This is a genomic window from Pseudomonas indica NBRC 103045 (assembly GCF_002091635.1).
Taxonomy (GTDB): Bacteria; Pseudomonadota; Gammaproteobacteria; order Pseudomonadales; family Pseudomonadaceae; genus Pseudomonas_M; species Pseudomonas_M indica.
Genome location: NZ_BDAC01000018.1, coordinates 15,065 through 40,224, shown reverse-complemented (window position 1 = coordinate 40,224; position 25,160 = coordinate 15,065). Strand labels below are relative to the sequence as shown.

At 61.4% G+C, this 25,160-nt stretch carries 21 protein-coding genes; 9 read left to right on the top strand and 12 right to left on the bottom strand.

Translation table 11 applies throughout. The features are described from left to right. Nucleotides 1-14: 14 nt before the first annotated feature. The gene (gene fliE / locus PIN01S_RS19205; protein WP_084337937.1) at nt 15-347 is read right to left on the bottom strand and encodes a flagellar hook-basal body complex protein FliE; all 333 of its coding nucleotides are present in this window, start codon (nt 345-347) and stop codon (nt 15-17) included. A gap of 17 nt (nt 348-364) precedes the next feature. Continuing rightward, nucleotides 365-1,756 carry a sigma-54 dependent transcriptional regulator gene (locus tag PIN01S_RS19200; RefSeq protein ID WP_084337935.1) on the bottom strand — a complete coding sequence of 464 codons (1,392 nt, stop codon included), beginning with the start codon at nt 1,754-1,756 and terminating at the stop codon, nt 365-367. 527 nt (nt 1,757-2,283) lie between these two features. On the opposite strand from PIN01S_RS19200, the gene PIN01S_RS19195 reads away from it, so the two are divergent. The 7 genes from PIN01S_RS19195 (at nt 2,284) to flhA (ending at nt 9,062) form a co-directional block, all read left to right on the top strand. Beyond that, nucleotides 2,284-3,123 (top strand): FliM/FliN family flagellar motor C-terminal domain-containing protein, encoded by an 840-nt coding sequence (locus tag PIN01S_RS19195; RefSeq protein WP_084337933.1) that lies wholly within the window; start codon nt 2,284-2,286, stop codon nt 3,121-3,123. Next, nucleotides 3,120-3,488 (top strand): flagellar motor switch protein FliN, encoded by a 369-nt coding sequence (gene fliN / locus PIN01S_RS19190; RefSeq protein ID WP_084337931.1) that lies wholly within the window; start codon nt 3,120-3,122, stop codon nt 3,486-3,488. Before PIN01S_RS19195 ends, fliN begins: the two co-directional genes overlap by 4 nt. Further along, nucleotides 3,485-4,243, top strand: a complete 759-nt coding sequence (gene fliP / locus PIN01S_RS19185; protein WP_084337929.1) for a flagellar type III secretion system pore protein FliP — start codon at nt 3,485-3,487, stop codon at nt 4,241-4,243. Before fliN ends, fliP begins: the two co-directional genes overlap by 4 nt. A 515-nt stretch (nt 4,244-4,758) precedes the next feature. Beyond that, a complete protein-coding gene (locus PIN01S_RS19180) occupies nt 4,759-5,031 on the top strand; it encodes a flagellar biosynthetic protein FliQ (RefSeq protein ID WP_084337927.1) in 273 nt (90 codons plus the stop codon). A gap of 5 nt (nt 5,032-5,036) precedes the next feature. Next, the gene (fliR, locus tag PIN01S_RS19175; RefSeq protein ID WP_084337925.1) at nt 5,037-5,837 is read left to right on the top strand and encodes a flagellar biosynthetic protein FliR; all 801 of its coding nucleotides are present in this window, start codon (nt 5,037-5,039) and stop codon (nt 5,835-5,837) included. Next, nucleotides 5,830-6,969, top strand: a complete 1,140-nt coding sequence (gene flhB, locus PIN01S_RS19170; protein WP_084337923.1) for a flagellar biosynthesis protein FlhB — start codon at nt 5,830-5,832, stop codon at nt 6,967-6,969. Before fliR ends, flhB begins: the two co-directional genes overlap by 8 nt. After that, nucleotides 6,966-9,062 (top strand): flagellar biosynthesis protein FlhA, encoded by a 2,097-nt coding sequence (gene flhA / locus PIN01S_RS19165; protein ID WP_084337921.1) that lies wholly within the window; start codon nt 6,966-6,968, stop codon nt 9,060-9,062. Before flhB ends, flhA begins: the two co-directional genes overlap by 4 nt. Nucleotides 9,063-9,255: 193 nt before the next feature. Here flhA and PIN01S_RS19160 read toward each other — a convergent pair whose 3' ends face one another. After that, nucleotides 9,256-10,170 carry a LysR family transcriptional regulator gene (locus PIN01S_RS19160; protein WP_084337919.1) on the bottom strand — a complete coding sequence of 305 codons (915 nt, stop codon included), beginning with the start codon at nt 10,168-10,170 and terminating at the stop codon, nt 9,256-9,258. A gap of 108 nt (nt 10,171-10,278) precedes the next feature. Between PIN01S_RS19160 and PIN01S_RS19155 the strand changes: the two genes are divergently transcribed. Next, complete coding sequence (locus PIN01S_RS19155; protein WP_084337917.1) at nt 10,279-10,878, top strand: short chain dehydrogenase; 600 nt, start codon at nt 10,279-10,281, stop codon at nt 10,876-10,878. Nucleotides 10,879-10,882: 4 nt separating this feature from the next. Here PIN01S_RS19155 and PIN01S_RS19150 read toward each other — a convergent pair whose 3' ends face one another. Further along, the gene (locus PIN01S_RS19150) at nt 10,883-11,284 is read right to left on the bottom strand and encodes a DUF488 domain-containing protein (RefSeq protein WP_084337915.1); all 402 of its coding nucleotides are present in this window, start codon (nt 11,282-11,284) and stop codon (nt 10,883-10,885) included. A 67-nt stretch (nt 11,285-11,351) separates the two neighbouring features. Between PIN01S_RS19150 and PIN01S_RS19145 the strand changes: the two genes are divergently transcribed. Next, a complete protein-coding gene (locus PIN01S_RS19145) occupies nt 11,352-12,023 on the top strand; it encodes a COG3650 family protein (protein ID WP_084337913.1) in 672 nt (223 codons plus the stop codon). Nucleotides 12,024-12,307: 284 nt separating this feature from the next. Here PIN01S_RS19145 and PIN01S_RS27230 read toward each other — a convergent pair whose 3' ends face one another. The 8 genes from PIN01S_RS27230 to PIN01S_RS26975 form a co-directional block, all read right to left on the bottom strand. Beyond that, entirely contained in the window at nt 12,308-19,837 is a 7,530-nt protein-coding gene (locus tag PIN01S_RS27230; protein WP_169715852.1) for a calcium-binding protein, read from the bottom strand. A gap of 118 nt (nt 19,838-19,955) precedes the next feature. After that, on the bottom strand, nt 19,956-20,525 hold the full coding sequence (locus PIN01S_RS26485; protein ID WP_139198581.1) for a hypothetical protein: 570 nt from the start codon (nt 20,523-20,525) through the stop codon (nt 19,956-19,958). Between the two features lie 39 nt (nt 20,526-20,564). Beyond that, nucleotides 20,565-20,789: a hypothetical protein gene (locus PIN01S_RS26480; protein ID WP_139198582.1), complete on the bottom strand. Its 225-nt coding sequence runs from the start codon at nt 20,787-20,789 to the stop codon at nt 20,565-20,567. A 21-nt stretch (nt 20,790-20,810) separates the two neighbouring features. Continuing rightward, nucleotides 20,811-21,365, bottom strand: a complete 555-nt coding sequence (locus tag PIN01S_RS26475) for a hypothetical protein (protein WP_139198583.1) — start codon at nt 21,363-21,365, stop codon at nt 20,811-20,813. 56 nt (nt 21,366-21,421) lie between these two features. After that, nucleotides 21,422-21,985 carry a hypothetical protein gene (locus PIN01S_RS26470; protein ID WP_139198584.1) on the bottom strand — a complete coding sequence of 188 codons (564 nt, stop codon included), beginning with the start codon at nt 21,983-21,985 and terminating at the stop codon, nt 21,422-21,424. 18 nt (nt 21,986-22,003) lie between these two features. Then, nucleotides 22,004-22,576 carry a hypothetical protein gene (locus PIN01S_RS26465; RefSeq protein WP_139198585.1) on the bottom strand — a complete coding sequence of 191 codons (573 nt, stop codon included), beginning with the start codon at nt 22,574-22,576 and terminating at the stop codon, nt 22,004-22,006. Nucleotides 22,577-22,592: 16 nt separating this feature from the next. Then, nucleotides 22,593-23,798, bottom strand: a complete 1,206-nt coding sequence (locus tag PIN01S_RS19130) for a glycosyltransferase family 4 protein (protein WP_084337907.1) — start codon at nt 23,796-23,798, stop codon at nt 22,593-22,595. After that, on the bottom strand, nt 23,798-24,982 hold the full coding sequence (locus PIN01S_RS26975) for a glycosyltransferase (RefSeq protein ID WP_084337905.1): 1,185 nt from the start codon (nt 24,980-24,982) through the stop codon (nt 23,798-23,800). The genes PIN01S_RS19130 and PIN01S_RS26975 overlap by 1 nt, the downstream gene beginning before the upstream one ends. Nucleotides 24,983-25,160: the final 178 nt, after the last annotated feature.

Genomic DNA, 25,160 nt, shown 5'->3' with positions numbered 1-25,160 from the left:
GCACCCACGCCCGGTCACAGCGGCATTCTCATGATTTCGTCGAAGGCATTGGTCAGCTTGTTGCGCACCTGCAGCAACGCGGAGAAGGACACGCTGGCCTTCTGGCTGTCGATCATCGCGCCCACCAGGTCCTCGCTCTTGCCGCTGTCCACCGCCGCCATCGCCGCGCTGGCCTGATGCTGCTGGGCGTCCACCGCACGCAGCACGCTGTCGAAGGCCGCCGCGGGGCCAGCCGGCCCGGCGTCTCCCTGCAGCGCGGCGGGCTTGATCGCCGCGCCCTCGGACAGTTCTCGGATCTGATTCATCCGGTCCAGCATGTCCTGCCGGACCTGAGTGATGGATGTCATGCGGTTCTCCAATCGAACTAGACGGGTATCTGGACGCCCTGCTCGCGCATGGCGTTGAGGCGATAGCGCAGGGCACGCGGGGTCATGCCGAGGCTTTCGGCGGCCTTGGTCTTGTGTCCGCCGAACTTGCGGATGGTGTCCAGCACGTGCTGGTACTCGGCCCATTTGCCGCTGGCACGCAGGGCCGCCTTGCCGCCTTCGGGCATGGCCAAGGGGCGGATTTCCTCGCGGACCGGCAGCGGCTCGGGCGTGGCCAGGCCAAGGTCGCGGGGCTGGATGAACAGGCCGTTGCGCAGCACCAGGGCGCGCTGCACGGTGTTTTCCAGCTCGCGGACATTGCCCGGCCAGTCGTGGGCCAGCAGGGCACGGCAGGCGTCTTCGGTGAGCAGGTCGTCATGCTTTTCCTGCGGCGCGTACTGGCGAATGAAGCGGCGCGCCAGGGGCAGCACGTCTTCCTTGCGCTCGCGCAGCGGGCTGATGTGCAGCGGCAGCACATCGAGGCGGAACATCAGGTCGGCGCGGAAGCGGCCTTCCGCCACTTCGGCCTGCAAGTCGCGGTTGGTGGCGGCGATGATGCGCACGTTGAGTTCGATTTCCTTGCGCCCGCCCAGGCGCTCCACCCGCTGCTCCTGGAGTACGCGCAGAAGCTTGGCCTGCAGCCCCAGAGGCAGTTCGCCGATTTCGTCGAGCAGCAGGGTGCCGCCGTTGGCCAGCTCGAACTTGCCGGGCTGGGCGGTGACCGCGCCGGTGAAGGCGCCGCGCTCGTGGCCGAAGAGAATGGACTCGAGCATCTGCTCGGGAATCGCCGCGCAGTTGACGGCGACGAAGGGTGCGTCGTCGCTCGCCGAGAAACGGTGGATATAGCGCGCCATCAGCTCCTTGCCGGTGCCGGTTTCGCCGGTGATCAGGATCGGCGCGCGGGTCAGCGCCACGCGCTGGGCCATGGCCAGCAGGCGGCGGCCGGCCTGGGAACAGGAGACGAAGCTCTCCTCGGCGGCGCAGGCGAACTCCTGACGGCGCAGCAGCGCCTCCAGTTGCGATTCGCTGAACGGCGACAGCAGGTAGTCGACGCAGCCCAGCTCCAGCAGCGCGGCGGCCTTCTCCTGGTCGGCGTACTCGACGATGGGGATCACACTGAGGCTGCGGGTCCGCCGCAACAGGGCGCCCACCTGAGCATACAAACTGTGCTCCGGCAGGCTGCTGGCGAACACGAAGACCAGCCCGGTACCGGCCAGGCTCTCGCTGTCCAGCTCGGCACAGGTGGCCGAGACGACAACCCGGCAGCCCTGGCGCACGAGGCTGTCGGCCAGCAACGAATGACTCTCTTCGCCGCTGCCGCCAACAATAACGGTCTTCTGCGCCGGCAGCTCATCATATGAATAACTCACCGATTGACTGACACGCTTCAACGTAATTCACCTGCTCGTTTATTGCCTGCCGGCAGTTTGCGCCGAGGAACATCGAGGACGTTCCGAAAGTTCTCGTGGCATTTAATCGTCTGGAACTTTGCGTCGTCTTTCCCGGGTGGTGGGAGGCGACTTTCAATGAACTCGCCTACGTTCTACAGCGTGATCGAGTTCACAGCGCGCAACCCTAACAAGCCCTCTCCGTTTCGCTTAATTACTTAGCGTCAAATCGCATCAAAAAACGCCCAGAACCTGTCAAAAACGGCTTTTGATATCTATTGATTTAATCTCCAGCCCCCTCCTCCCTAGACTGGCGACTCCCGAAAACGCCCGCCCTGCGCGGGCGCTTGCGGAATGACGGCGCACTTCCACGCCCAAGGTTCCGGAACCGGCGCCAGAAGGCCGGCAAAACAGCAAACGCCTCGCCATCGAGCCCTTATCGATGATGAACGCGAAGAACAGAGCAGCTTTCCCGAAAGAAAACAGCGATTCGATCTTCTGCCGTAACAACCAGGAACAAAGCTCAGCACATGACCGGTAATTCGAAAGTCCACCATGGCGTGCCCGCCGACAGGCTGACCCGGTTGAAGCCGCAGAAGTTGGGTCGGCATTACCACAAGATTCCGCAGTACATCCGCGAGTTGACCAGTAAACATCCGCGGATCATCAGCGATTATTTCCTGCGCAATTACCGGATCAATCTGGAATTGAACCGGGTGGATGTGCATGAACAACTTCAGCGCCCGGCCGAATGCACCTATCGCTGCCCGTTCGGCAAGGTGGGTTTCGCCATCGATCGTGCCCTGCTGACCGAGGCATTGGAGTGCTATTACGGCGGCACCTGCCTGCCCAGCCACGACGAACCGCCGATCAGCACCTCGGAACAGCGGATGCGCGAGCGACTGGGAAAGGACATCGCCAACCTGTTCGCCCGCAAGCTGCTGTCCGGCGCCACCTTCGGCGAGCTGGTCCGGCACGAGAACGCCTACGAGCAGGTGGAGTGGGAGTACGTGGCCGAGTTTTCCTACACCAGCCACCTCACCGGCAGCCAGTCGTCCATCTTCATCTTTCTCGACAACCCGCTGGTGGACGAACTCACCAGCCGCCTGACCGGCCCCGCGGCGTCGCGGCCGACCGGCAGCCCGGCGAACAACATCCGCCACCTGCCGGTGCGCCTGGATTGCGTGATCGCCGCCCTGCAGATGCCGCTGGCGCAGGTCCTCGCCCTCAAGCCCGGCGACATCCTCATGGTGCGTCTGCTGGAGCGCTGCGAGGTACAGATCAACCAGCAGAAGCTGTTCCGCGGCAGCCTTTTCGAAGAAGACGGCGCCTTGTTCCTGACCTCTCTTGAGAGCGTGAAAAACCCATGACCGCGCAATTGACCGACAACGATTTCGAAAGCCTGATCAGCGAAGGCGACCTGGGTCTCGATGCCGCCGACGAGGTGGTCAACGTCGAAGCCCCGGCGCAACTGCCGCACCAAGACCTGAGCTTCTTCGGCAAGATTCCGGTGAACGTGACCCTGGAAGTCGCCTCCACCGAGATTTCCCTCAAGGAGCTGATGGAGGTGGACACCAGCAGCGTGATCGTGCTCGACAAGCTGGCCGGCGAGCCCCTCGACGTGAAGGTCAACGGCGCCCTGTTCGCCAAGGCCGAAGTGGTGGTGATGAACGGCAATTACGGCCTGCGCATCGTCGAACTCAGCGGCACCAGCCTGAACGACCTGACCCGATGAAAAGCCTGCGTCGCCTCGCCGTCCTCGTCCTGCTGCTGATCGTCGGCCTGTGCCCTCTGGTCGCCCAGGCGGCCGGCGGGGACATCACCCTGCTCAACCTGAACGACACCGAGAACGGCCAGGAGCTGAGCGTCAAGCTGCAGATCCTGATCGTCATGACCCTGCTCGGCTTCCTGCCGGCAATGCTCATGATGATGACCTGTTTCACCCGCTTCATCGTCGTCCTGGCCATCCTGCGCCAGGCCATCGGCCTGCAGCAGAGCCCGCCGAACAACATCCTGATCGGCATCGCCCTGTGCATGACGCTGCTGGTGATGCGCCCGGTCTGGCAGGAGATCTACAGCGAGGCCTACGTGCCCTTCCAGGCCGACCAGATCACCCTGGAGCAGGGCCTGGGCAAGGCCAAGCAGACGCTGTCGCGCTTCATGCTCGCGCAGACCAACAAGAATTCCCTGGAAACCATGGTCTCCCTGGCCGGCGAAGAACTGCCGCAGAACCTCGAGGAGCTGGACTTCTCCCTGCTGCTGCCGGCCTTCGTGCTCAGCGAGCTGAAGACCGCCTTCCAGCTCGGCTTCATGATCTTCATACCGTTCCTGGTGATCGATCTGGTGGTGGCCAGCGTGCTCATGGCCATGGGCATGATGATGCTCTCGCCGATGATGATCTCGCTGCCGTTCAAGCTGATGGTGTTCGTCCTGGTCGACGGCTGGGCCCTGATGATGGGGACCCTGACCACCAGCGTGCAGCCGTTCTAGCGGGGCCGGGCGAACATGCAACCGATATCCGATCGCTCCCACGCTCCGCATGGGAATGCTGCCCCAGACGCTCCGCGTCGGCTCAGTGCCGGGCGCAATGCCTCTGCCCACGCGATTGCGCTCTTTCGCGAGCAGAGCTCGCTCCTACGAAAAGCCGCCTGGCTCCCCGATCGTACCCACGCTCCGCGTGGGAATGCAGCCCTGGACGCTCCGCGTCGGCTCAGTGCCGGGCGCAATGCCTCTGCCCACGCGATTGCGCTCTTTCGCGAGCAGAGCTCGCTCCTACGAAAAGCCGCTTGGTTTCCCGATCGCTCCCACGCTCCGCATGGGAATGCAGCCCCAGACGCTCCGCGTCGGCTCAGTGCCTGGCGCAACGCCTCTGCCAACGCGATTGCGCTCTTTCGCGAGCAGAGCTCGCTCCTACGAAAAGCCGCTTGGTTTCCCGATCGTTCCCACGCTCCGCGTGGGAATGCAGCCCTGGACGCTCAGCGTCCGCGCCACCACGAGGTAGCCCCATGCTGACCCCGGAGACCGCCGTCGCCATCGTCTCCAACGCCGTGCACATCACCGCGTTGATCGTCTGCGTGCTGGTCGTGCCCAGCCTGATCGGCGGCCTGCTGGTGAGTATTTTCCAGGCGGCGACCCAGATCAACGAGCAGATGCTGAGCTTCCTGCCGCGCCTGCTGATCACCCTGGGCATGCTGATCTTCGCCGGCAACTGGATCCTGCGGACCCTCGGCGACCTGTTCATCGAAACCTTCAAGCAGGCCGGTCGGCTGGTCGGTTGAGCGCGATGCCGTCGAGCGAGCCGATCCTCCAGGCCAGCCAGTACCTGCATCAGTTGCAGGGCTACTGGTGGCCGTTCTGCCGCATCCTGGCCCTGTTCAGCCTGGCGCCGCTGTTCAGCCACAAGGCGGTGTCGATCCGCATCCGCGTGCTGCTCGCCCTGGCCCTGACCTTCGCCCTGGCCAAGGCCCTCCCCGATCCGCCGCGCATCGACGCGCTCTCGCTGCACGGCGTGCTGGTGGCGGCCGAGCAGATCGCCTTCGGCCTGCTCATGGGCCTGGCGCTGCAACTGGTGTTCACCGTGTTCGGCCTGGTCGGCGAAGTGATTTCCACCCAGATGGGCATGAGCATGGCGCGCTACAACGACCCGGTGAACGGCGTGTCGTCGTCCTCCATCGTGTCGCAGCTGTACTTCATCCTGCTGGTGTTCCTGTTCTTCGCCACCGATGGCCATCTGCTGATCGTCAGCGTGCTCTACCAGAGCTTCGTCTACTGGCCGGTGGGTAGCGGCCTGCACTATCTCGGCTTCGAAACCCTGGTCTACTCCCTCGGTTGGGTCCTCTCGGCGGCGGTGCTGGTCACCTTGCCGGTGGTGTTCTTCATGACCCTGATGCAGTTCTGCTTCGGCCTGCTGAACCGCATCTCTCCGGCGATGAACCTGTTCTCCCTCGGCTTCCCCATGACCATCCTCGGCGGCCTGCTGTGCATCTGGCTGACCCTGCCGCACCTGCCGGAAAACTACCTGCACCTGTCGCGCGAGCTGCTCGACAACATCGGCATCCTGTTGCGGAGCGGTGGCCGTGTCTGAGCAGAACAGCGCCCAGGAAAAAACAGAAGAGGCCTCCCAGCAGAAACTGAAGAAAAGCCGGGAGGAAGGCCAAGTCGCGCGCTCCAAGGACTTGTCCACAACCCTCTCGCTGCTGGTGACCCTGTTCGCCCTCAAATTCAGCACCGGGCTGTTCCATGAGGGGTTGCAGGAGAGCTTCCGCCTCGCCTACCTCGACTTCGGCCACAGCGAGATCGGCCTGGATGACCTCAGCCTGATCCTCGGCCATAACCTGCTGATCTTCATCAAGCTGCTCGCCCCGCTGCTGATCACGCCCTTGCTGGTGGTGGTGTTTTCCCTGGTGCCGGGCGGCTGGGTGTTCTCCTCGAAGAACTTCACCCCCAAGCTGAGCAAGCTCAACCCCATCACCGGCCTGGGACGGATGTTCTCGATGCAGAACTGGAGCGAGCTGCTCAAGTCGGTGCTGAAGATCCTGGTGCTGTTCGCCATCGCCGGCTGGCTGCTGGCGGAGGCCACGCCGCAACTGATCGCCCTGCAACGCACGGACATCCGCACCGCCATCGGCAGCGCCGTCGCCCTGGCCTTCGACATGACCCTGAGCCTGTTGCTGGTGTTCGTGCTGTTCTCGCTGATCGACATTCCGCTACAGCGCTTCTTCTTCCTCAAGAAGCTGCGCATGACCAAGCAGGAGCGCAAGGAAGAACACAAGAACCAGGAAGGCCGCCCCGAGGTGAAGGCGCGCATCAAGCAGGTGCAGCGGCAACTGCTGCAACGGCAGATCAGCCGGGTGATCAAGAACGCCGACGTGGTGATCGTCAACCCGCAGCACTTCGCGGTCGCCCTCAAGTACGACCCGAAGAAGGCCCAGGCGCCCTACGTGATCGCCAAGGGGGTCGACGAAACCGCGCTGTACATCCGCAAGATGGCCCAGGCCAACCAGCTCGAAGTGCTGGAGCTGCCGCCACTGGCGCGGGCCATCTACTTCAGCACCCAGGTCAACCAGCAGATTCCGGCCCCGCTCTATACGGCGGTGGCCCACGTCCTCACCTACATCCTGCAGCTCAAGGCCTACCGCCAGGGCCGCCGGGGCCGCCCGGTACTGGCGGCCAACCTCCCCATTCCTGACAGCATGGCGAACAGGTCCCAACCATGAATGTAATGCAGCAACTCATGCCGACCCTGCGCAGCGGACGCATCGGGATTCCGGTGCTCATCCTCTCGATCCTGGCGATGATCATCCTGCCGCTGCCGCCGCAGCTGCTGGACATCCTGTTCACCTTCAACATCGCCATGGCGATCCTGGTGCTGCTGGTCAGCGTCTCGTCGAAGAGCCCGCTGGACTTCTCGCTGTTCCCCACGGTGATCCTGGTCACCACGCTGCTGCGCCTGACCCTCAACGTCGCCTCGACCCGCGTGGTGCTGCTGGAAGGCCACACCGGCACCGGTGCGGCGGGCAAGGTGATCGAGGCCTTCGGGCAGGTGGTGATCGGCGGCAACTTCATCGTCGGCCTGATCGTCTTCGTGATCCTGATGATCATCAACTTCATGGTGGTCACCAAGGGCGGCGAGCGGATCTCCGAAGTCACCGCGCGCTTCACCCTGGACGCCCTGCCCGGCAAGCAGATGGCCATCGACGCCGACCTCAACGCCGGTCTGGTCACCCAGGAAGAAGCCAAGGCGCGGCGCCAGGAAGTGGCCAAGGAAGCCGACTTCTACGGGGCCATGGACGGTGCCTCGAAGTTCGTTCGCGGCGACGCCATCGCCGGCATCCTGATCCTGCTGATCAACCTGTTCGGCGGCTTCGCCATCGGCATGTTCGTCTACAACCTGCCGGCCGCCCAGGCGTTCCAGCAGTTCGCCCTGCTCACCATCGGCGACGGCCTGGTGGCACAGATTCCGGCGCTGCTGCTGTCCACCGCGGCGGCGATCATCGTCACCCGGATCAACGAATCGGCGGAAATCACCGGCCAGGTCCGCCGCCAGCTCCTCGCCTCGCCATCGCTGCTCTACACCGTGGCCGGCATCCTCTTCGTGCTGGCGCTGGTGCCGGGCATGCCGCACTTCGCCTTCATCGCCTTCGCCGCGCTGATCGCCTTCGTCGGCTGGGCCGTGGGCCGCAACCCCTCGCCCGACGAAGCGGCCAGCCTGGAGCAGGTGGAAGCGATCAACAAGGCCATGGAGCAGGACCGCGCGCAGAACCTGGCCTGGGAAGACATCCCGCTGGTCGAGCGGCTGTCCATCTCCCTCGGCTACAAGCTGGTCGGGCTGGTCAACGAAGCCGCTGGCGCGCCCCTGGCGCAGCGGGTGCGCGGGGTACGCCAGACCCTCTCGGAGAACCTCGGCTTCCTCCTGCCGGAAGTGCAGATTCGCGACAGCCTGCGCCTGAAAGCCTCGCAGTACAGCATCTTCATCAACGGCGAACGCATCGACGGCGCGGAAATCCATGCCGACCGGCTGATGGCGATTCCCTCGCCGGAACTCTACGGCGAGATCGATGGCATCCTCGGCACCGACCCGGCCTACCGCATGCAGGTGGTGTGGATTCTGCCGACCGACAAGGCACGCGCGCTCAACCTCGGCTACCAGGTGATCGACTGCGCCAGCGTGGTGGCGACCCACCTGAACAAGGTGATCCGCGATCACCTGCCGGACATCTTCAAGCACGATGACGTCGAGCACCTGATGCAGCGCCTCGCCCTGCAGGCGCCCAAGTTGGCGGAGAACCTGAAGGGTCAGCTCAGCTACAGCCAGCAGCACCGGGTGTATCGCCAACTGCTGCAGGAGCAGGTGCCGCTGCGCGACATCGTCACCATCGCCAGCACCCTGCTGGAGTCCAGCGAGACCACCAAGGACCCGGTGCTGCTCGCCTCCGATGTGCGCTACGCGCTGCGCCGCAGCATCGTCTCGGCCATCGCCGGAGAACGCAGCGAACTGGCGGTGTTCATTCTGGAGAACGCCCTGGAAAACACCCTGCTCAGCGCCCTCAGCATCGCCCAGCAGGCCGGCCCGGTGAGCCTGGACAACATCCCGGTGGAGCCGAGCCTGCTCAATCAGTTGCAGAGCACCATGCCGGTGATGAAGGAAAAACTGCGCCAGGCCGGCCACCCGCCGGTGCTCACCGTGATCCCGCAACTGCGCCCGCTGCTGGCCCGCTACGCCCGCGTCTTCAGCCCCGGCCTGCACGTGCTGTCGCAGAACGAGATTCCGGAGCGGGTTGGCGTGAATATTCTCGGGACGTTGGGTTGAGAACAAGCCGGGAAGCTGGGCGAATAAATTCGCCCCTACAGGTTCGATGCCACTCGCCCCGCTTTTGTAGGAGCCAGCTCTGCTGGCGAAGCTTTTGTGTGCCCCCCTTCGCGAGCAAGCTCGCTCCTACAAAAGGTCAGTGTTCGGGCTTGGGTGTGGCGTAGGGGCGAATTCATTCGCCCAACCCGCCCCGCTACGCCGTCAACGCGGCCAGCGCCACCCGGCTGCGTTCGAACCACGCCAGCAGGTAATCGGCCAATACCTGGGTCCGCCTGGGCAGGCCCGCCTGGTACGGGTGGACGAGGAACACCGGCGTGCTGCGCGTCTGGTAATCGCGCAATAGCCAGCGCAAGCGACCGTCGGCCAGTTCCGCGTGCAGCATGTACGACGGCAGCCGCGCCACCCCGGCCCCGACCAGCGCGGCCTTTTTCAGCAGGCTGTAGTGATTGCTCGCCAGCGCCCCGGAGACCTTCACCCGCTCCAGCCGGTGCTGGCGGTGGTAAAGCCATTCCTCGTAGCCGCTGTAGTGCGTGTTCAGCAAGCAGCGGTGGTTGGCCAGGTCCGCGGGTGTCAGCGGTTCGCCGTACTGCTCCAGATAGGCCGGGCTGGCGCAGGTCAGCTCCTGCATGGCGAATAACGGCCGCGCCACCAGGCGCTCGTCGCCCTGGACACCGGAACGGATCGCCAGATCGAAGCCCTCGGCCACCAGATCGCGGTAACCGTTGTGCAGGTCCAGCTCCACCCGCACGTCGGGATAGCGTTGGGTGAAGTCCAGCAGCAGCGCATCGAAGAAGGTCTCGCCCAACGACACCGGCACCGTGATGCGTACCGTCCCGGCCACTTCCTCGCGCAGCCGCGCCAGCGCCTGCCGGGCGCGACTGGCCTGGGCGACCAGCGCCTGGGCCTCCGGCAGCAGCGCGGCACCCGCTGCGGTGAGCGTGAGCCGCCGGGTGGTGCGGTGCAGCAGGCTCACGCCGAACCCCTCTTCCAACAGCCGGATGCGCTTGGACAACTGCCCCTTGCTGCAACCAAGCCGCTCCGCCGCACGGGTGAAACTGCCGGCCTCCAGCAACACGGCAAAGGCGGCCAGATCGTCCATCTCGCTCACGATTGTTTCCTCAGGAAAACCAAAGGTTGCCGATTGGCTGGCTTATCGCGATGAATCATCGCCCTAGACTGGCGCTGTCGTAAACACTCACCCGCAAGGAGACACAGCATGAAGATTCTTCTGATCGGCGCCAGCGGCACCCTCGGCAAGGCCATCGACCAGGAACTGCGCGAGCGCCACGAGATCGTCCGCATCGGCCACAGCAGCGGCGATTTCCAGGTGGACATCACCGACACCGCCTCGATCCGCCACCTGTTCGAGCAGACCGGCCCCTTCGATGCGTTGATCAGCGCCACCGGCAAGGTGCACTTCGCCGACCTGGCGGACATGGGCGATGCCGAGTTCACGGTCGGTTTGCGCGACAAACTGATGGGCCAGGTGAACCTGGTGCTGATCGGCCGCGAATACGCCAACGAGGGCGCCTCCTTTACCCTCACCTCCGGCGTGCTCAGCGAAGACCCAATCCGCTACGGCAGTTCGGCGAGCATGGTGAACGCGGCCATCGAAGGCTTCGTCCGCGGCGCCGCCATCGAACTGCCGCGCGGCCTGCGCCTGAACGCAGTGAGCCCGACCATCGTGCGCGAATCGCTGCCGGCCCTGGGCGAGTACTTCCGTGGCTGGAAAGCCATCCCCGCCGCCGACGCCGCCCTCGCCTACGCGAAGAGCGCCGAGGGCCTGCAGACCGGGCAGGTCTACAAGGTCTGGTAATGCGTCAGCCCGGACCCTCGCCGGCATAACACACCGGCGAGCTGGCCTCCCCCTGGCGCTCCAGCTCGTCCTCGAGGAACTCCGCCAGCACCCGCGCGTTGTTGTGCACCTCGTCGCGGGCGGCATAGAGCAGCGTCAGGGTGCCCTGGCGAGCCTTGTCCAACAGGCCCCACCAGTGCTCCGGGTGCGCCGCCAGCTCGCCGCGATAGAGCAGGCGGAACTCGTCGAACCGCTCCGCCTCGTGGCAGAACGCCTTGCGTAACTCCGCCGAGGGCGCCAGGTCACGCAGCCAGCCATCCAGGGCCAGCGTTTCCTTGCGGCAGCCGCGGGGCCACAGCCGGTCCACCAGCACCCGGTAGCCATCCGACGCGGCTGCCGGTTCATAAACGCGTTTGCATTGGATCATTCGCTCTCCACCCTTGAGATCGTCGAGACGCCTGGGTAACGTGGCCGCACTTGCCCGGAGACCCCCGATGCCCAGCACCCGTATTCTGCTGTTTGCCCTGCTGCCCCTGTTCGCCGCCTGCCAGACGTTCAACGACAAGCCCGCCAATCCGGCCGCCGTCCAGACCCGCCTGCAAGGCGAACTGAGCGCCGAAGCCGGCCACCTGCTGTTCCGTCCGTGCCAGGAGCAACGCCGCTTCACCGTCAAGGATAGCGGCGACAGCGGCCTGACCCGCGAAGCCGCCCTGCTCTTCGCGGAAAACCCCGCCCCGCTGTTCGCCGACCTGCGCGGTACCCTCGGCGGCAGCCAGGCGGCCGGCGTCGACGGCGAACTCACCGTGAAGCGTTACTACCGCGTGCAGCACGAAGGCCACGGCTGCGACGACCCGAACTTCAAACGCCTCATCGTCCGCGCCAGCGGCCACGAACCGGAGTGGAACCTGAACGTCAGCGGCAAGGGCCTGGTCCTCGAACGGCAAGGCCAACCGCCCCTCGCCCTGCCCTACCTCGAAGAACAACTGCCGGACGGCCTGTTCAATATCACCAGCGAAGCCAATGGCCAACGCCTCCAACTCTGGATCGCCCCGCAACGCTGCGTCGACAGCATGACCGGCGCCATCACCCACCTCGCCGCCGAACTGCGCCTGGATGGGCAGGTGCAACGCGGCTGCGCCTATTACGGGGCGGCGCGGAGCGATTGAGCACGCGCCACATCGACGAATTCAATGGTGCCGGTAATGGGTGGCAGGCGGGCTCACCGGTGATGGTTCGGACGAGCACCTTTTTCGCGAATGAATTCGCTCCCACAATGCAAACCCATCTCCTTTCTGTGGGAGCGAATCCATTCGCGAAAGGACCATGAAAGCTTCGCCAGCAAGCTGGCTCCTACACAGGGTGGATCTGGCAGGGCCCGAGATGGAATGGCTGGACATACGGAAAAACAAAAGGCCCATCACCAGGATGGGCCTTTCTCTTTCCGGCGCGCTTAGTGCCAGTTAGCGGCGATCACGGTCTCCAGTTGCATCCGCTGCATATCGGGCAGCGAGGACAACCCGCCCGCTGGCGCACCGAACGCCGCCATCGCATCGACCAGGTTTTGCACCTGGCTGTCCAGCAGGGTCCGGCCATCGGCTGAGTCGAATCGCTCCACATGATGGGCGCTGCCCTTGTACCAGTCGCGGATCAGCAGGCTGTCCGTGGTGCCGGATAGCTGGATTTCCAGATCCTGGCCCGTCTGGCGGAACCAAAGCTGCTCGGGATTGATATCGGACAGAAAGCGCACAAAGTCGACGTTGTCAGGCGTTGCATCGTTCTCCACCACAGTGTCACGGCCATCGCCACGGCCGAACCTATAGGTATCGTCTCCAACGCCTCCCACCAGGGTATCGTCCCCCGCACCGCCCTCAAGCACATCGTTACCTCCACGCCCCCACAGGAGGTCCGCTCCTTCGCCACCGGTCAGGTAGTTGTCGGCATCGTTGCCCCGGATCCGGTTGTCGAGGTCGTTTCCGATACCCTGAACGGCTTTGTTCCCTACCAGAACGAGGTCCTCGAAATGCTCGCCCAGCGTCCAGCTTTCGGAGGTCATGACAGTGTCCGTCCCCCCATCGGCGTACTCAATCAGCGTATCGAGCGCATCCGCATGGTAGAGGTCGTCGCCCTTACCACCTTCCATGGTGTCAGCCCCGGCGCCGCCGACCAGCGTGTCGTTGCCAGCACCGCCATCCAACTCATCATTTCCGGTAGCCCCATGCAGTTCGTCGTCGCCGACACCACCATACAGCCGGTCGTCGCCTGGGCCTCCCGCCAGCCAGTCGTTGCCACCGTATCCGTACAGGGTGTCGTTGCCCCTCAGGCCCGACAGGGAATCGTCCCGCTCGTCCAGATAAAGCAGGTCGTCGCCCGCCGTCCCGTAGGGATACAACTGGTCGAGCCAGTCCTCGCCCCAGACCGTGCCGTCGGCGAAGACCACTTCCTTCAGGGGCTTGGCCTTCTGCAACACCCAGTTCTCGAAACGGACGCTGTCCTCTCCGCCGGCCAGTTCGAAGACAAGATCGGCACCGTGGAGGCGAGCGGTAACGTCCCCGGGAGCGATCCCTTCGCCAAACGCCAAGGTATCGCGCCCGACATAGTGAGGGTCTGCTTCCTGGAGCCAGCTCACCGGCTCATTTCGATACAGCGACTCCCTCAGATCAGCCGGCATGCCCGCCCACTCCGGCCCGCCGTATCGAAGCGTCATGTAGAGAGAAGAGGAATACCGGTCTCTATTCAGGTGATACAGATCGACGATGATGTCCTGGCCATCGCCCTTGCCGAAGCGATAGGTGTCGGCATCCTGGCTACCATAAATGGTGTCATTGCCCTGGCCGCCTTCGTAGGTGTTTCCCTGGCTGAAGTATTCCTCGAGCGTGTAACCCAGCCGGTCGTTGCCGTCTCCGCCCACCAACGTATCGGCGCCCCGGCCGCCATTGAGCGAATCGTTGCCCTCTCCACCGAACAAGGCATCGTCGCCGTCCCATCCATGCAATTCCCCGCTGCCTTTCAGCGTGTCGTTTCCCTTGCCGCCTGCAAGAGGCAGCCGTGAGCCGGAGGAACGATCATACGAACCATCGTCCTCCAGTACGCCGCCCCGTAAATAAGGGTCGGGAACCTCACTCATCCCAGCCCGCGACAACAAGTCCTCCAGGCTGATCGTGGAGCCATCGGCAAAGCGGAACAGTTCGATGCCCGAACCCTGTGGATCGTTGGCCCTGGGCATCACCACGCGCACCAGTTGATCCGTTCCCCAGGAAATATCCAAGGTGGCATACAGCATCCGTGCTCTATGGCCATATTCCGGTGGCACCCAATAGATTCGGGTGGTTTGCAGCTCATCCAGGTAGATCCCATCCATCAATTGGGTTCCCCAGTTCAGGACGAGCCGGTCCAGGCTAACCCCCTCCGGCAGCACGACTTCATCGTGCAGCTGATCCTGCGGATTCGGGTATTCCATCGTCACTGGATAGGCAAACGGGAAAGAAGTCATCTTCGGCTGCATGAAGTCCGCGATGATTTCTGCGCCCGCTTCTTCGGTAACGAGATAGGTATCCACGCCCTCACCGCCATACAGCCAATCGGTTCCGCTACCGCCGACCAGAATGTCGTCATCTTCGGAGCCACGGATCGTATCGTTCCCGGCCCCGCCGGACAGCATCACGCCCTTGACCTTTTCGAACCACTCCCGGCGATTGCGGCCAAAGATCAGATCGTCCCCCGCACCGGCATGGAAGATGTTGCCAGGATCAACATACGTCAGTCCCCCTTCGTCATGCCCGTAGGCAACCTTGTAGTCCGTGCGGGTAGTCTCCGTCCGCCAGATGTATTCCATCTCCCGGCTTGCGCCGAGCCAATCGCTACTCAGGTAGTCTTCGGGGTAGATGACGAATCCGACCAGTCCGCCGCCTCCGCCGCTCAGGTTGTACTCGATGCTGCCTTCTGCAAACCGGCTGACGTAAACCGTGATACTTCCGTCATCGTTATGCTCGAGCATTTCAGGCGTGAACGAACGGTAATCAGGCTTACCGGGCGCCAATCCGCTGCGCATGCCCGAGGGAGACAGAGTGCTGACTTGCTTGACCACGGATCGTGCCGACGACTGGCTGTCACCAGTAGCGGAGACTTTCCCATCTTCGGGCGATACCTGCACATCACTGAAGTGGGCCTCACGGATGGAAAGCGTCTCGACCACCTCCTTCCGGTATTCATTGATCGACTTCTTGGCGTAGAGACCGTCGTCCCTCAGGACATAGCCTTGTTCCACCATAAGATCGCCGAACTCGTTAAGCACTTCGCGCTTGAACAGCCGCTCGTAGTGGGCGATATCCAGGGCGGCCCGCTCCGCAGCCAGTTGCTGCCGGAACGCCTCGAGCCCCTGCACCGGGCCCTCGCCCACCTGCACACTCCACTGCGCGGTGCCGGCGAAGTAGCCTTCGATCCGCATCGCGTCGTCGCTATCGCGGTAGGCGAGGATCAGGTCGTCGCCCAGCCGTTGGCTGGTCAGCTTGCCGATATCCAGCGTGGGGTCGAATTGCAGGGTGTTGACGGAGCCCGCCTCGGCGGCCAGCCGATCGCTCTGCGAACCCTGGCGGAAGACGAACAGGTTGTTCCCCGCTCCGCCATCCAACGTATCGTTGCCAAGACCGCCGACCAGCGTATCGTCACCGCCACCACCGTGCAGGTGGTCATCACCGGCCCCGCCCTGCAGGGCATCGTTACCCGCACCGCCCAACAGCGAATCGTCCCCCGCACCGCCGCGAATCTGGTCGTCGCCGCCCTGGCCATCGATGACATCGCTGCCATTGCCCCCCGTCAGGACGTCAGCGGCATCGCTGCCAAAGAAGCGGTCACCGTTGTCGTCCGCCTGCAGATCGAGGCCGGAGAAGCCGCGTATCGCCTCGGCCAGGGACAGCGACGAACCATCGGCGAACTCGAAGCGGGAGACCGCACCGGTGAGCCCCTTGAGAATCGACACCGAGCCGTCACTGTGCTTCACCTCCAGCACCGGCGTGCCGGAAACGGTGTAGCGCTCGGCGAAGCTGAGACTGCTGCGGTCAATACCCTCACCGAAACGGACCACGTTGTCGCCCTGGTCGTCCGCCAGCATGTCGTCGCCGTCGCCGAGCTCGAACACGTAGGTATCGTTGCCCTCGCCTCCCGCGAGAACGTCCGTCCCGCCCTGGCCGGTCAGCACATCGTCGCCCTGGCCACCGCGCAGCGTGTCGCCATTGTCGGTGCCATAGAGCGTGTCGGCGCTGGCGGAACCGGCAGCCGTGATCGGTGAGGAAACGCGCTTCATCATCTGGGCGAAGCTCAGTACGCGGCCATCGGCGAAACGGAAGGTGGAACCCGCCCATTTCTGGTAGTCGTGGAGGAGCACGGTATCCCCGTTGGCAGACAGAACCATGCGTTCGTCACCATTCAGCCTGCCCACGGAAACGCTCAACGTGTCCAGGCCGATTCCCGCGCCGAACTCCACGACATTGCGTCCGCCCTTGTCGCGGATGGAATCGAAACCATAGCCCCGGTTGAAGAGGTAGTGGTCGTTGCCAATGTCCGCCTGCAACACATCGTCCCCAGCACCGCCATCCAACAGGTTGTCGCCGGCATCACCACTGAGATAGTCGATCCCATCGCCACCGCGCAGGGTGTCGTTGCCGCCATCGCCCAGCAGCGTGTCGCTGCCGAGGCCGCCTTCGAGGGAGTCCGAGCCTTGGGCCCAGTCGGGCAGGTCAGAGGAATCGCCACGCAGGAAATCATTGCCATCGCCGCCCAGAAGGGTGTCCGCGCCACCCTGCCCCCAAAGGGAGTCGTTGCCGTTGCCGCCCTGCAGCAGGTCATCGCCATGGGCAGCAGGGTCGATATCTTCGGCATCACCCGATAACTGATCGGAACCCTCGCCACCGATCAGCGTATCGTCGCCGCCTGCACCAACCAGCGTGTCGTTGCCCGAGCCGCCGTCCAACAGGTCGGCACCCTGGTACTCGGTCGGCAGGTCGGCGTAGTCGCCCCCTAGCCAGTCGTTGTCCTCGCCACCCAGCAAGGTATCGTTGCCACCGCCACCCCACAGCGAATCATTGCCTGTGCCGCCGCTCAGGTAGTCGTTGCCATGAAACTGGTAGGCGTTGCCGAAGCGCCCCTTGAGACTGGAATCGTCCCCTTTCAATTCATCGTCGCCCGCTCCACCGAACAGCACGTCGTCGCCGCTGTTGCCAGCCAGATCATCGTCGCCCTCGCCGCCGTCCAGCACATCCCTACCGTGCAACGCCGCAATCAGACTGGAATCCGGCCCTTCGGTGTCGAGGTTATCCCCGCTCAGGAAGTCATTGCCCGCACCGCCCCGCAGGGTGTCGTTACCGGCATCGCCGAAGACGACGTCGTTGTCTTGCCCGCCGTCGAGCAGATCGTTACCGCCGTTGCCTCGGAGATGGTCATTTCCGCCGCCTCCGATCAGCACATCGTCGTCACCCTCCGTGGCGTTGCTTCCCAAATCGGCACCCGTCTCCTCGGTTGTATAAATCGTGGTCCCGCCCTGTTGCTTGACGCCCAACACCGCCGACCAGTCCCGATTCACCCAGCCGGTGACCCCATCGCCATGCAGGTGATCGTCCCCCTCCCCGCCGTAGAGCGTGTCTTTCCCTTCGGCGCCGAGGAGCATGTCCACGCCATCGCTGCCGATGAGCAGGTCGTCGTCCCGGCCGCCGTCCAGCCAGTCGCCGCGTGTCGCCAGGCCTTTCTCCGGTTCGGCCTGCAAGGCTTCGGACAGGCTCTGCGATTGCCCGGCGAACAAGCGGTCATTGCCCTCGCCGGCCAGCAGGCGATCCGACCCCGTTCCGCCGATCAGGGTGTCGTCGCCCTTGTCATCGTGCAGCACGTCGTCGCCCGCGCCGCCATCCAGGCGGTCATGCCCACCGTGGGTGCCGCGCAGACTGTCATTGCCACCCAGGCCTTGCAGATGGTCGTTGCCGTCGGTGTCGAACAGCCGGTCTTCGCGATCCGCGTCCCGCGTGTCGGTCACCCGGACGTTGCCCCACTGGTCGTAGTCGACCTGCTCGCCCTCGGCGGACTCATCGAAGTCCACCGGTTTCAGGTCGCCCAGCAGAGGATTCAGCTCGGGCTCCGCAGCCGCCTCCGGCTCTTGGTAATCCTCCAGCTTCAAGCCGAACGCCTCGGCCCGGTAATCCTCGATCAGGATGCGGTCGTTCTGGCCGTACTCGATCAACAGATTGCGCGTGCCCTTGTCCGCATCGGTCAACACCAGGCGAATCCGCTCGTCCTCGCTGAGGTAGGTGTTGCTGCCAGGAGCTAATTGCCGCACGGCGGTCAGCGGCAGCCCGTCGATCACGATCTGGTTGAGGCCATGCACATCGACGATGCGGTCGAAGCCATCGCCTTTCACGAAGCCATAGGAATCCGCACCGAGCCCGCCTTCGAGGTAGTCGTTGCCCTCGCCACCCGTGAGCACATCCTCGCCGGCCATGCCGCGGAGCGTGTCGGCGCCGGCCCGGCCTTGCAGATGGTCTTGCCCGTCACCACCCTCCAGATAATCCCGACCCGACAACCCACTCAACAGGTCATCGCCGTCTCCCCCGAAGAGCGATCCACCACGCCCTTCATTCGAATAGCCCACCGTCAGCTCTTCCGAATCGTCGGTGCCGAAGCGGATAAGCGAATCTTGCGCCAGTGCGCGGTCCACCAAGGCCGCCTGGATCTGGCGGCTGAGCAGGTCGGCGCGGGCGGTCAGCCATTCGGCGGTGAGTTTTCCGGTGCCGGTAACGGGGTCGTAAAGTTCGAGTTCGCCTTGCTGGTTGTGGCGCTCATATAAGCTCTCCCGTCCCAGAACCACGAAGGGGTTGGCCTCGACCAGCGCGTAACGATAGGCGAGGCTCGAATGAGCTTGGCCGATGAGATCTTCTGCCGTCAGATTGGTAAGCGACTCGATGGTTACGGCATTGAGAAGCTGGCCGTCGCTGATCGCCGTTTCCAGCTCTTGGAGGTGCTTGTAATACGGCTCACGCTCTACGGGATCGGTTCCCGTCGTGCGACGAGTTGCAGCAAGACCTTTGCCCAGCACCAACGTGCGAAAACCATCCAGCAATTCTTCATACGAACTTCCTGGCTCCGTCGATGCAGCGCGGATCAGGTCCGACAGCGTAGCGATATCGCGATCCAACCGAGAGTCCAGCAGCGCAATGACGCGCATCAGCGCCAAGGCATCGTTACCGTTGACACTGGAGTGGTTGGTGCTGATGGCAGCTACCGCCCCCGGCTCATTTTCTTGGGCGATAGCTATCTTCGTACCCGGCCAGAAGCCCGGGGCACCTAACTCGGAGATACCATCACCATCGGCCTCCAGTCGTGTGATTTTATTATTCTCTGGCGGTGGAAAACCGAGCGTTGTCAGCAACGAGCTGTTGGTGAAAAAACCCGGTGCGTTAAGCGTCACGACTTCCCCGGTATTCTCAGGGAAGAACCGGGCGAACAGCATGGACAGGTGACCACCCAGGCTATGTCCAGCCACATTGACGACCGCATCGGGTGCAACCAAAGAAGTGCCTGCTGGTTGCCCTCCTTCAATGCCTTTATCGCCTAATAGGTCCGCCCGAAAACCCAAGTAATCGATTGCATTGGGGTCGATAGAATTCAGCCCTGAAAGCCCTCGGCTAATTGCATAAAGTTGAGAGATTTCCAGACTACTGTAATTGACCGTTTCCCCGCCTGCCGTCGTGATTTTTCGCCAGTATCGATAAAGGGATGCTGCCTGGGATTTAGCGTAGCCTTCCGGACCTATCTGAAGAATATCGGAAACAAGCAAGTCCGGAACGATATCCGAAGGAATTTCTGTACCACGGACAGCCAAATAAAGCTGTCCATCCTTTTCGCCCTTAAACAGGCTCGCACTGAACCCAACAGAGTCATTTGGTGAGTGATAAATTAATAAATAATCTTTCAAAAAATCTTTTGCCTGGATCGCAGTCATGCTGGCCTTATCTGCCAACGCTGGTAGAGGAGGGGCGGAGTCAAATAATGCGTAAGACGCAACGGAAAGCTTGGTAAATTTGTAAAGTCGACCAACCGAAAAAATTGTCATACTGATATCAATCCCTATGCTCCAAGAATGCCCTTACAAATGAAACCCCGTCATAATATTTAGGACAACTAATCACATCACTCATACCCGTCCACGTTGTCTCAGGGTTTGTCACAGTAAATACAAACCTATTGAAAACAAAAACTGCCCTCCCACTAGTAATACCTTTCAAAACTGACACCTCCTTTCGCAAACGAATACCCTCCTTTACCTTCTCAGTTTTTCTTTCCCAACGATAACCGACCTCACTATCATCACCAACTCCACCAATAACATAAGAAGTATCCCACCACGGATTCCCCCCAACATATCTAATATCGCTAAAAGACCCACTCTCTGAGCGAAATCGTACAAACGGAACTGAAGGATACTGAGAGGAAATCTCTTTAGCCTCTTCTTTACTATCAACTTCCCATCCCAACTTAGGATCAACAACACCAAACGATTTAATGCCACCTTCTTTCTGACAGATCATCCTGAATTTGTAATACCCAATGGGAATATCAGAGACCCACCACCCAAACCATGAGATACCCATGACACCTAGAACAGTGAAAACTCTAGCTTTTATTCCCATAACCCCTCCATCAGAAAAACCTCCAATCTATTCATAAATTTACCTCCTCCTTATCCAGAAGACAGTTGCACTAAACCCAAAAACATCATTTGGCGAATGATCAACCAAGCGATATTTTTCTTGAAAATCGGCAGCCTGAACTTTCGAAAAATTTTCCGTCCGAATAATGGCCTGAGATAAAGAAAGACCCTCACCAAACAGCGCATAACTTGCCAAAGCAAGCTGAACATACTCAAATGACTCCCCAACAGAAGAAACGCTCATATATCCTCCAAATGAATATAATTACAGACTTGAACGAAACGACTTAACCATCTCTTTGGCCGCAGGGCATTGAATCACCCCACTTCGACCCAGTAGAGTTTTACTTGGATCAGTCCAAGTAAAATCAAAGCTCGTATATTTAAAAACAGCCTCGCCTGTTCCAATCTCGATCAAAGCATCGATTGATCTTTTCAATCGGATAGAATCCGCCACACTCTCATAATAATGAGACAACTTATAACCAACCTTACCATCCTTCGCCGGTTGAATAAGGTATGACTCCGAACGCCATCTTCCACCTCCTTTGAATTTCACATCCAACCACTCTCCCTTTTTTGATTTTAATCTTGCAAACGGAACATTTGGAAAGCTGAAAACGATGAATTCCGCCTCCGACTCATCTTCAGCTAGCCATCCCTGCGCATGATCAACTTTCCCAAATTTGGAAAATCCTCCCTCTTTTTCACACATTTCTCTAAACTGGTAGTAACCGATAGGAATGTCGGCACCCCACCACCCGAACCATAAGAGGCCCACCCCCCCTATAGCAGCGAGAACTTTCGTCTTTATCCCCACAACTTATCCTCCCAGGTCTAACATCAAAAAAGTAACCAGGCGATCCGTCCAACGCATTATTTTGCCCCAAGGTAATTTCTTATTTGGGCCATCTCATCTAGATGACTTTGGCACTCCACCATATCGCTCATACCAAATAACGTATTCTTTGGATCAGTGAGAGTTAAAATAAAACGTGTTGAACTCAGCATTACTGCATCACTCTCCAAATCCATGAGGGTTAGAGAATTTTTTCTAATACGATATTTCTTCGAGACAGTTTCCGATTTACGATCCAACCTATATCGGACAACCCCTCCACCTACATCATCCATCCTGTAAGAACTATCTTTCCACGGTGCCCCACCCACATAAATAACGTCATGACTCACTCCATTATTCAAATGAAACCTAGCAAAAGAGACAGCTGAATAACTAGCCACAACATCTCTTGCAACCCATTCATTATTAGTCAACCATCCTGTCCCGATCTCTACCTTCCCATAAGTTTTTAACCCTCCATCCAAACGGCAAAGCTCCTTGAACTTCAAATAACCGATAAAAACATCAGACATCCACCACCCGAGCAAGGAAATACTTAAAACCCCTGCAACAGTGAAAACTCTAGCCTTTATCCCCATATAGCCCTCCACACACAACTAGAACAAACTATCAACAGCACTATCTTCCTCAGCGAAACCAGGACAACGAACCTTATCACTCCTACCCAACAAAGTACGCTCAGGATTAGTCCATGTATAAGTAAAACTAGTTGAGACGAATAACTCTTCCCCGGTAAACAAATCAACCAGAAGACTGATATCTCTACGCAACCGAATTGCACCGGAAACATTTTCACTCTCCACGAAATACTTATAATTGACACTTCGCTTCAAATCAGCCTCTTCAATAGCATAAGAACTACTCCACCAAGGATTACCACCCTTATAGAGCACATCCTTTAATTGATCATCATCCGATATGTATCTAGCAAACGGTACGAAGCGATAAGCTGCGACAACAGATTTAGCCTGAATCTCAGAAGAAACCATCCAGCCTGAGTCCTTCGCTATTATCCCTAACAGCCTAGGCCCACCCTCCCTATTGCAGCGTTCTCTAAACTCATAATATCCAATGGGAATATCAGAGCCCCACCAGCCGAACCAAACCAGCCCCAAACCTCCCAGAAGAATCATTCCCTTTTTCACAACACCGAACTTTCCCCACCGCATTATTAACTCCCTGTAATTACCCACGACTCACTCCCATCAATTTCAAATACCGCCCATTACCCACTTCAATGTCATATCCCTCCGCCGTTCTCCGGGCCTGTTTTCTTTTTTCCTGATGCCGTGCCGGGTTGTTCAGTGCATCCAGAACCGCCTCGGCCAATGCCTGGGGTTCGAAGAAGTCCACGAGTACGCCGTTTTCTCCGTGGTGGATCGCTTCGCGCACGGGAGCGGTGTCGGAAGCGACGATAAGACAGCCGCAGGCCATGGCCTCGAGGAGCGACCAGGAGAGGACGAAGGGGTAGGTCAGGTAGGTGTGTACCGCGGACACCTGCAGGGCCTGGCGGTAGGTGGCGTAGGGCACCTTGCCGAGGAAGTGCACGCGGGTGAGATCGATGGGGTTTTCCCGGAGCAGTTTGCTGCGCCAGTTTTCCGCATCGTTCGGGCGGCCGCCGTAGCTCACGTCGTCGCCGCCGATGACCACGACCTGGCAGTCCGGGTGTTCGCGGAGGATCGACGGCAGTGCGCGCATGAAGGTATGGAAACCGCGGTACGGCTCCAGGTTGCGGGCGACGTAGGTGAGCACCGGCATGCCGGCGCGCAGGACGGTTCCGTTGGGAAGTTGCAGAGTGGCGAGGGGGTTGGGCTGGAGGGCGCGAGTATCGATGCCCTCGTGCAATTGGATGAGTTTGTGCCGATAGGCCTCGGGGTGCAGGTCGAGCTGCCAGCGGGTCGGTGCGATGCCCTGGTCGCAGTGTTCCAGATTGAGCAGGTGCAAGGCATTGCGGGTGCGGATGCGTGCGGCGCCGTCGAGGTCCAGCGGGAACTCCGGGTCGAAGTTCGCGTCGGCACCGTGGGCGTGGTAGTAGAACTCGCAGAAGTGGATGAGCCGGGCAGCGGGAAAGGCGTCCTTGGCGTAGAGCGTTTCACCCCAGCCCGGGTGGGCCAGGATGATGTCCGGCCGATAGCCCTTGCGCTTGAGGTCGAGGAGCAGGCGCAGGACCTGCTGGCCATGCAGCACACCGTCCTCGAACGGGCGCAGGTAGGGGTGGAGGGTATCGCTCACCGGGCGATGCGGTTTGTAGCGCAGCAGCGGCACACCGGCGAGGCCAGGGGCGGTGTCGCGTCCGATGGCCAGCACCTCCACGCCCGGTTGCCCCAGCAGGCAACGGGCGACGTGGCGGAACTGGCCGGGGAAATTCTGGTGGATGATCAAGATGCGCATCAGGCAGCCCTCCCGGCAGCCGAAAGAAGAATGTCCAGCAGGCGCCCCAGGCTCTCCTCGGCCGAACCCAGGCACGGCGCATGGTCGGCGGCCCTGATACGGGCTCGCTCCAAGGCCTCGCCATCGATACGCAGTCGCCGCGACGCCCGGTCCTCCTCGGGCACGACGGCCACACCCAAGGCGGCCGCCGCCCGGGCGGTACGGACCTGCTCGACATGGGATGGCAGGAGCAACAGCGGCTTGCCCGCGCGCAGCGATTGGCTGACGGTGCCGAAGCCACCGTGGCAGACGACCAGATCGCAGCTTTCCAGGAGCGAGTGCATGTCCAAGGGGGCCTGGCTGATATGAATCGCGCCCAGTTTCGCCAGACGTTTCAATTCGCCCACCGGCCAGCGCGGCAGGTAGGCGAGCACGCGGTCGCCATGCCGGAGGCAGCCCTCCAACACAGGGATGGCGTGGGGGTGGTCCGGCTTCAGGTAGGCGAAGACTTTGCGCCCCATACCGTCGGGCCAAGGCAGGCGTTGGCCGGATATGTGGCCCTGGATAGCGCCCAGGTGCAGGTTGGGCGAATGTGGGCCGAAGTGGTTGAGTTCCAGCCAGGTCAGCCAATGGGTTTCCACCTCGAACAGTCGGGAGAAGCGTCCCAGCTCCGGCTTTCCCAGGCGTGCCAGGGTCTCGTCGATCACTGTCCGGACACGTGTCTCCCGCCGCTCCAGTTCGGCAAGCGGCACGGGCTCCCAACTGCGCAGCGCCGGCAGGGGGTCGCCGGGCGGCGGGACGAAGAATCCGTTATCGAGACAGACACAGCGCACACCATCGCAGCGCGCCGCCAGGGTCGCAGTCGGCGCGGCCTCGGCGATGATCAGGTCGGGCTGGAGCAGGTCGAAGAGGGAGCGCCATGCGTGCAGCAGGCCGTTCAGGGAAACAGGGTCGTGGTAACCGCTTCGCCAGAAAAGGTCGGCATGATTGAGCGGTATTTCGCCTGGATGATGGGCGGGTGGTTGGGGCGCTTGAAACCAGGGGACGCCGAGCGGGCCGAAATAGCGCGGAGCCTGGGTGACGTCCGCCAGTATCACGCTGACGCGCTGCCCCCGTTCACGCAATGCCGCAGCGATGGTGGCCATCTGGTTGACATGGCCAAGGTCCGCGCCCAGCTCCCAGCACATTACGAAATGTCGCCCCATGACTCGCTCCCTGTCCGACAGCCATGCGCGGTCACGGTCGTCGCCGCCACCCGAATACCATCATTGTCCTAAGGGAAGGGAAATCGCCGGAGCAGAACGCGTCACAAAAAAGTGTCGGATATCCAAACACTTACACGCATCGGAAAAGCCTTAGAACAGAACTCCCTAGGGCTTACCA

What these genes read in the sequence shown, in the direction of transcription:
- fliE (WP_084337937.1), bottom strand. Translation starts at nt 347, where the DNA reads ATGACATCCATCACTCAGGTCCGGCAGGACATGCTGGACCGGATGAAT.
- PIN01S_RS19195 (WP_084337933.1), top strand. Translation starts at nt 2,284, where the DNA reads ATGACCGGTAATTCGAAAGTCCACCATGGCGTGCCCGCCGACAGGCTG.
- fliN (WP_084337931.1), top strand. Translation starts at nt 3,120, where the DNA reads ATGACCGCGCAATTGACCGACAACGATTTCGAAAGCCTGATCAGCGAA.
- fliP (WP_084337929.1), top strand. Translation starts at nt 3,485, where the DNA reads ATGAAAAGCCTGCGTCGCCTCGCCGTCCTCGTCCTGCTGCTGATCGTC.
- PIN01S_RS19180 (WP_084337927.1), top strand. Translation starts at nt 4,759, where the DNA reads ATGCTGACCCCGGAGACCGCCGTCGCCATCGTCTCCAACGCCGTGCAC.
- fliR (WP_084337925.1), top strand. Translation starts at nt 5,037, where the DNA reads ATGCCGTCGAGCGAGCCGATCCTCCAGGCCAGCCAGTACCTGCATCAG.
- flhA (WP_084337921.1), top strand. Translation starts at nt 6,966, where the DNA reads ATGAATGTAATGCAGCAACTCATGCCGACCCTGCGCAGCGGACGCATC.
- PIN01S_RS19155 (WP_084337917.1), top strand. Translation starts at nt 10,279, where the DNA reads ATGAAGATTCTTCTGATCGGCGCCAGCGGCACCCTCGGCAAGGCCATC.
- PIN01S_RS19150 (WP_084337915.1), bottom strand. Translation starts at nt 11,284, where the DNA reads ATGATCCAATGCAAACGCGTTTATGAACCGGCAGCCGCGTCGGATGGC.
- PIN01S_RS19145 (WP_084337913.1), top strand. Translation starts at nt 11,352, where the DNA reads ATGCCCAGCACCCGTATTCTGCTGTTTGCCCTGCTGCCCCTGTTCGCC.
- PIN01S_RS27230 (WP_169715852.1), bottom strand. Translation starts at nt 19,837, where the DNA reads ATGACTGCGATCCAGGCAAAAGATTTTTTGAAAGATTATTTATTAATT.
- PIN01S_RS26485 (WP_139198581.1), bottom strand. Translation starts at nt 20,525, where the DNA reads ATGGGAATAAAAGCTAGAGTTTTCACTGTTCTAGGTGTCATGGGTATC.
- PIN01S_RS26480 (WP_139198582.1), bottom strand. Translation starts at nt 20,789, where the DNA reads ATGAGCGTTTCTTCTGTTGGGGAGTCATTTGAGTATGTTCAGCTTGCT.
- PIN01S_RS26470 (WP_139198584.1), bottom strand. Translation starts at nt 21,985, where the DNA reads ATGGGGATAAAGGCTAGAGTTTTCACTGTTGCAGGGGTTTTAAGTATT.
- PIN01S_RS26465 (WP_139198585.1), bottom strand. Translation starts at nt 22,576, where the DNA reads ATGCGGTGGGGAAAGTTCGGTGTTGTGAAAAAGGGAATGATTCTTCTG.
- PIN01S_RS19130 (WP_084337907.1), bottom strand. Translation starts at nt 23,798, where the DNA reads ATGCGCATCTTGATCATCCACCAGAATTTCCCCGGCCAGTTCCGCCAC.
- PIN01S_RS26975 (WP_084337905.1), bottom strand. Translation starts at nt 24,982, where the DNA reads ATGGGGCGACATTTCGTAATGTGCTGGGAGCTGGGCGCGGACCTTGGC.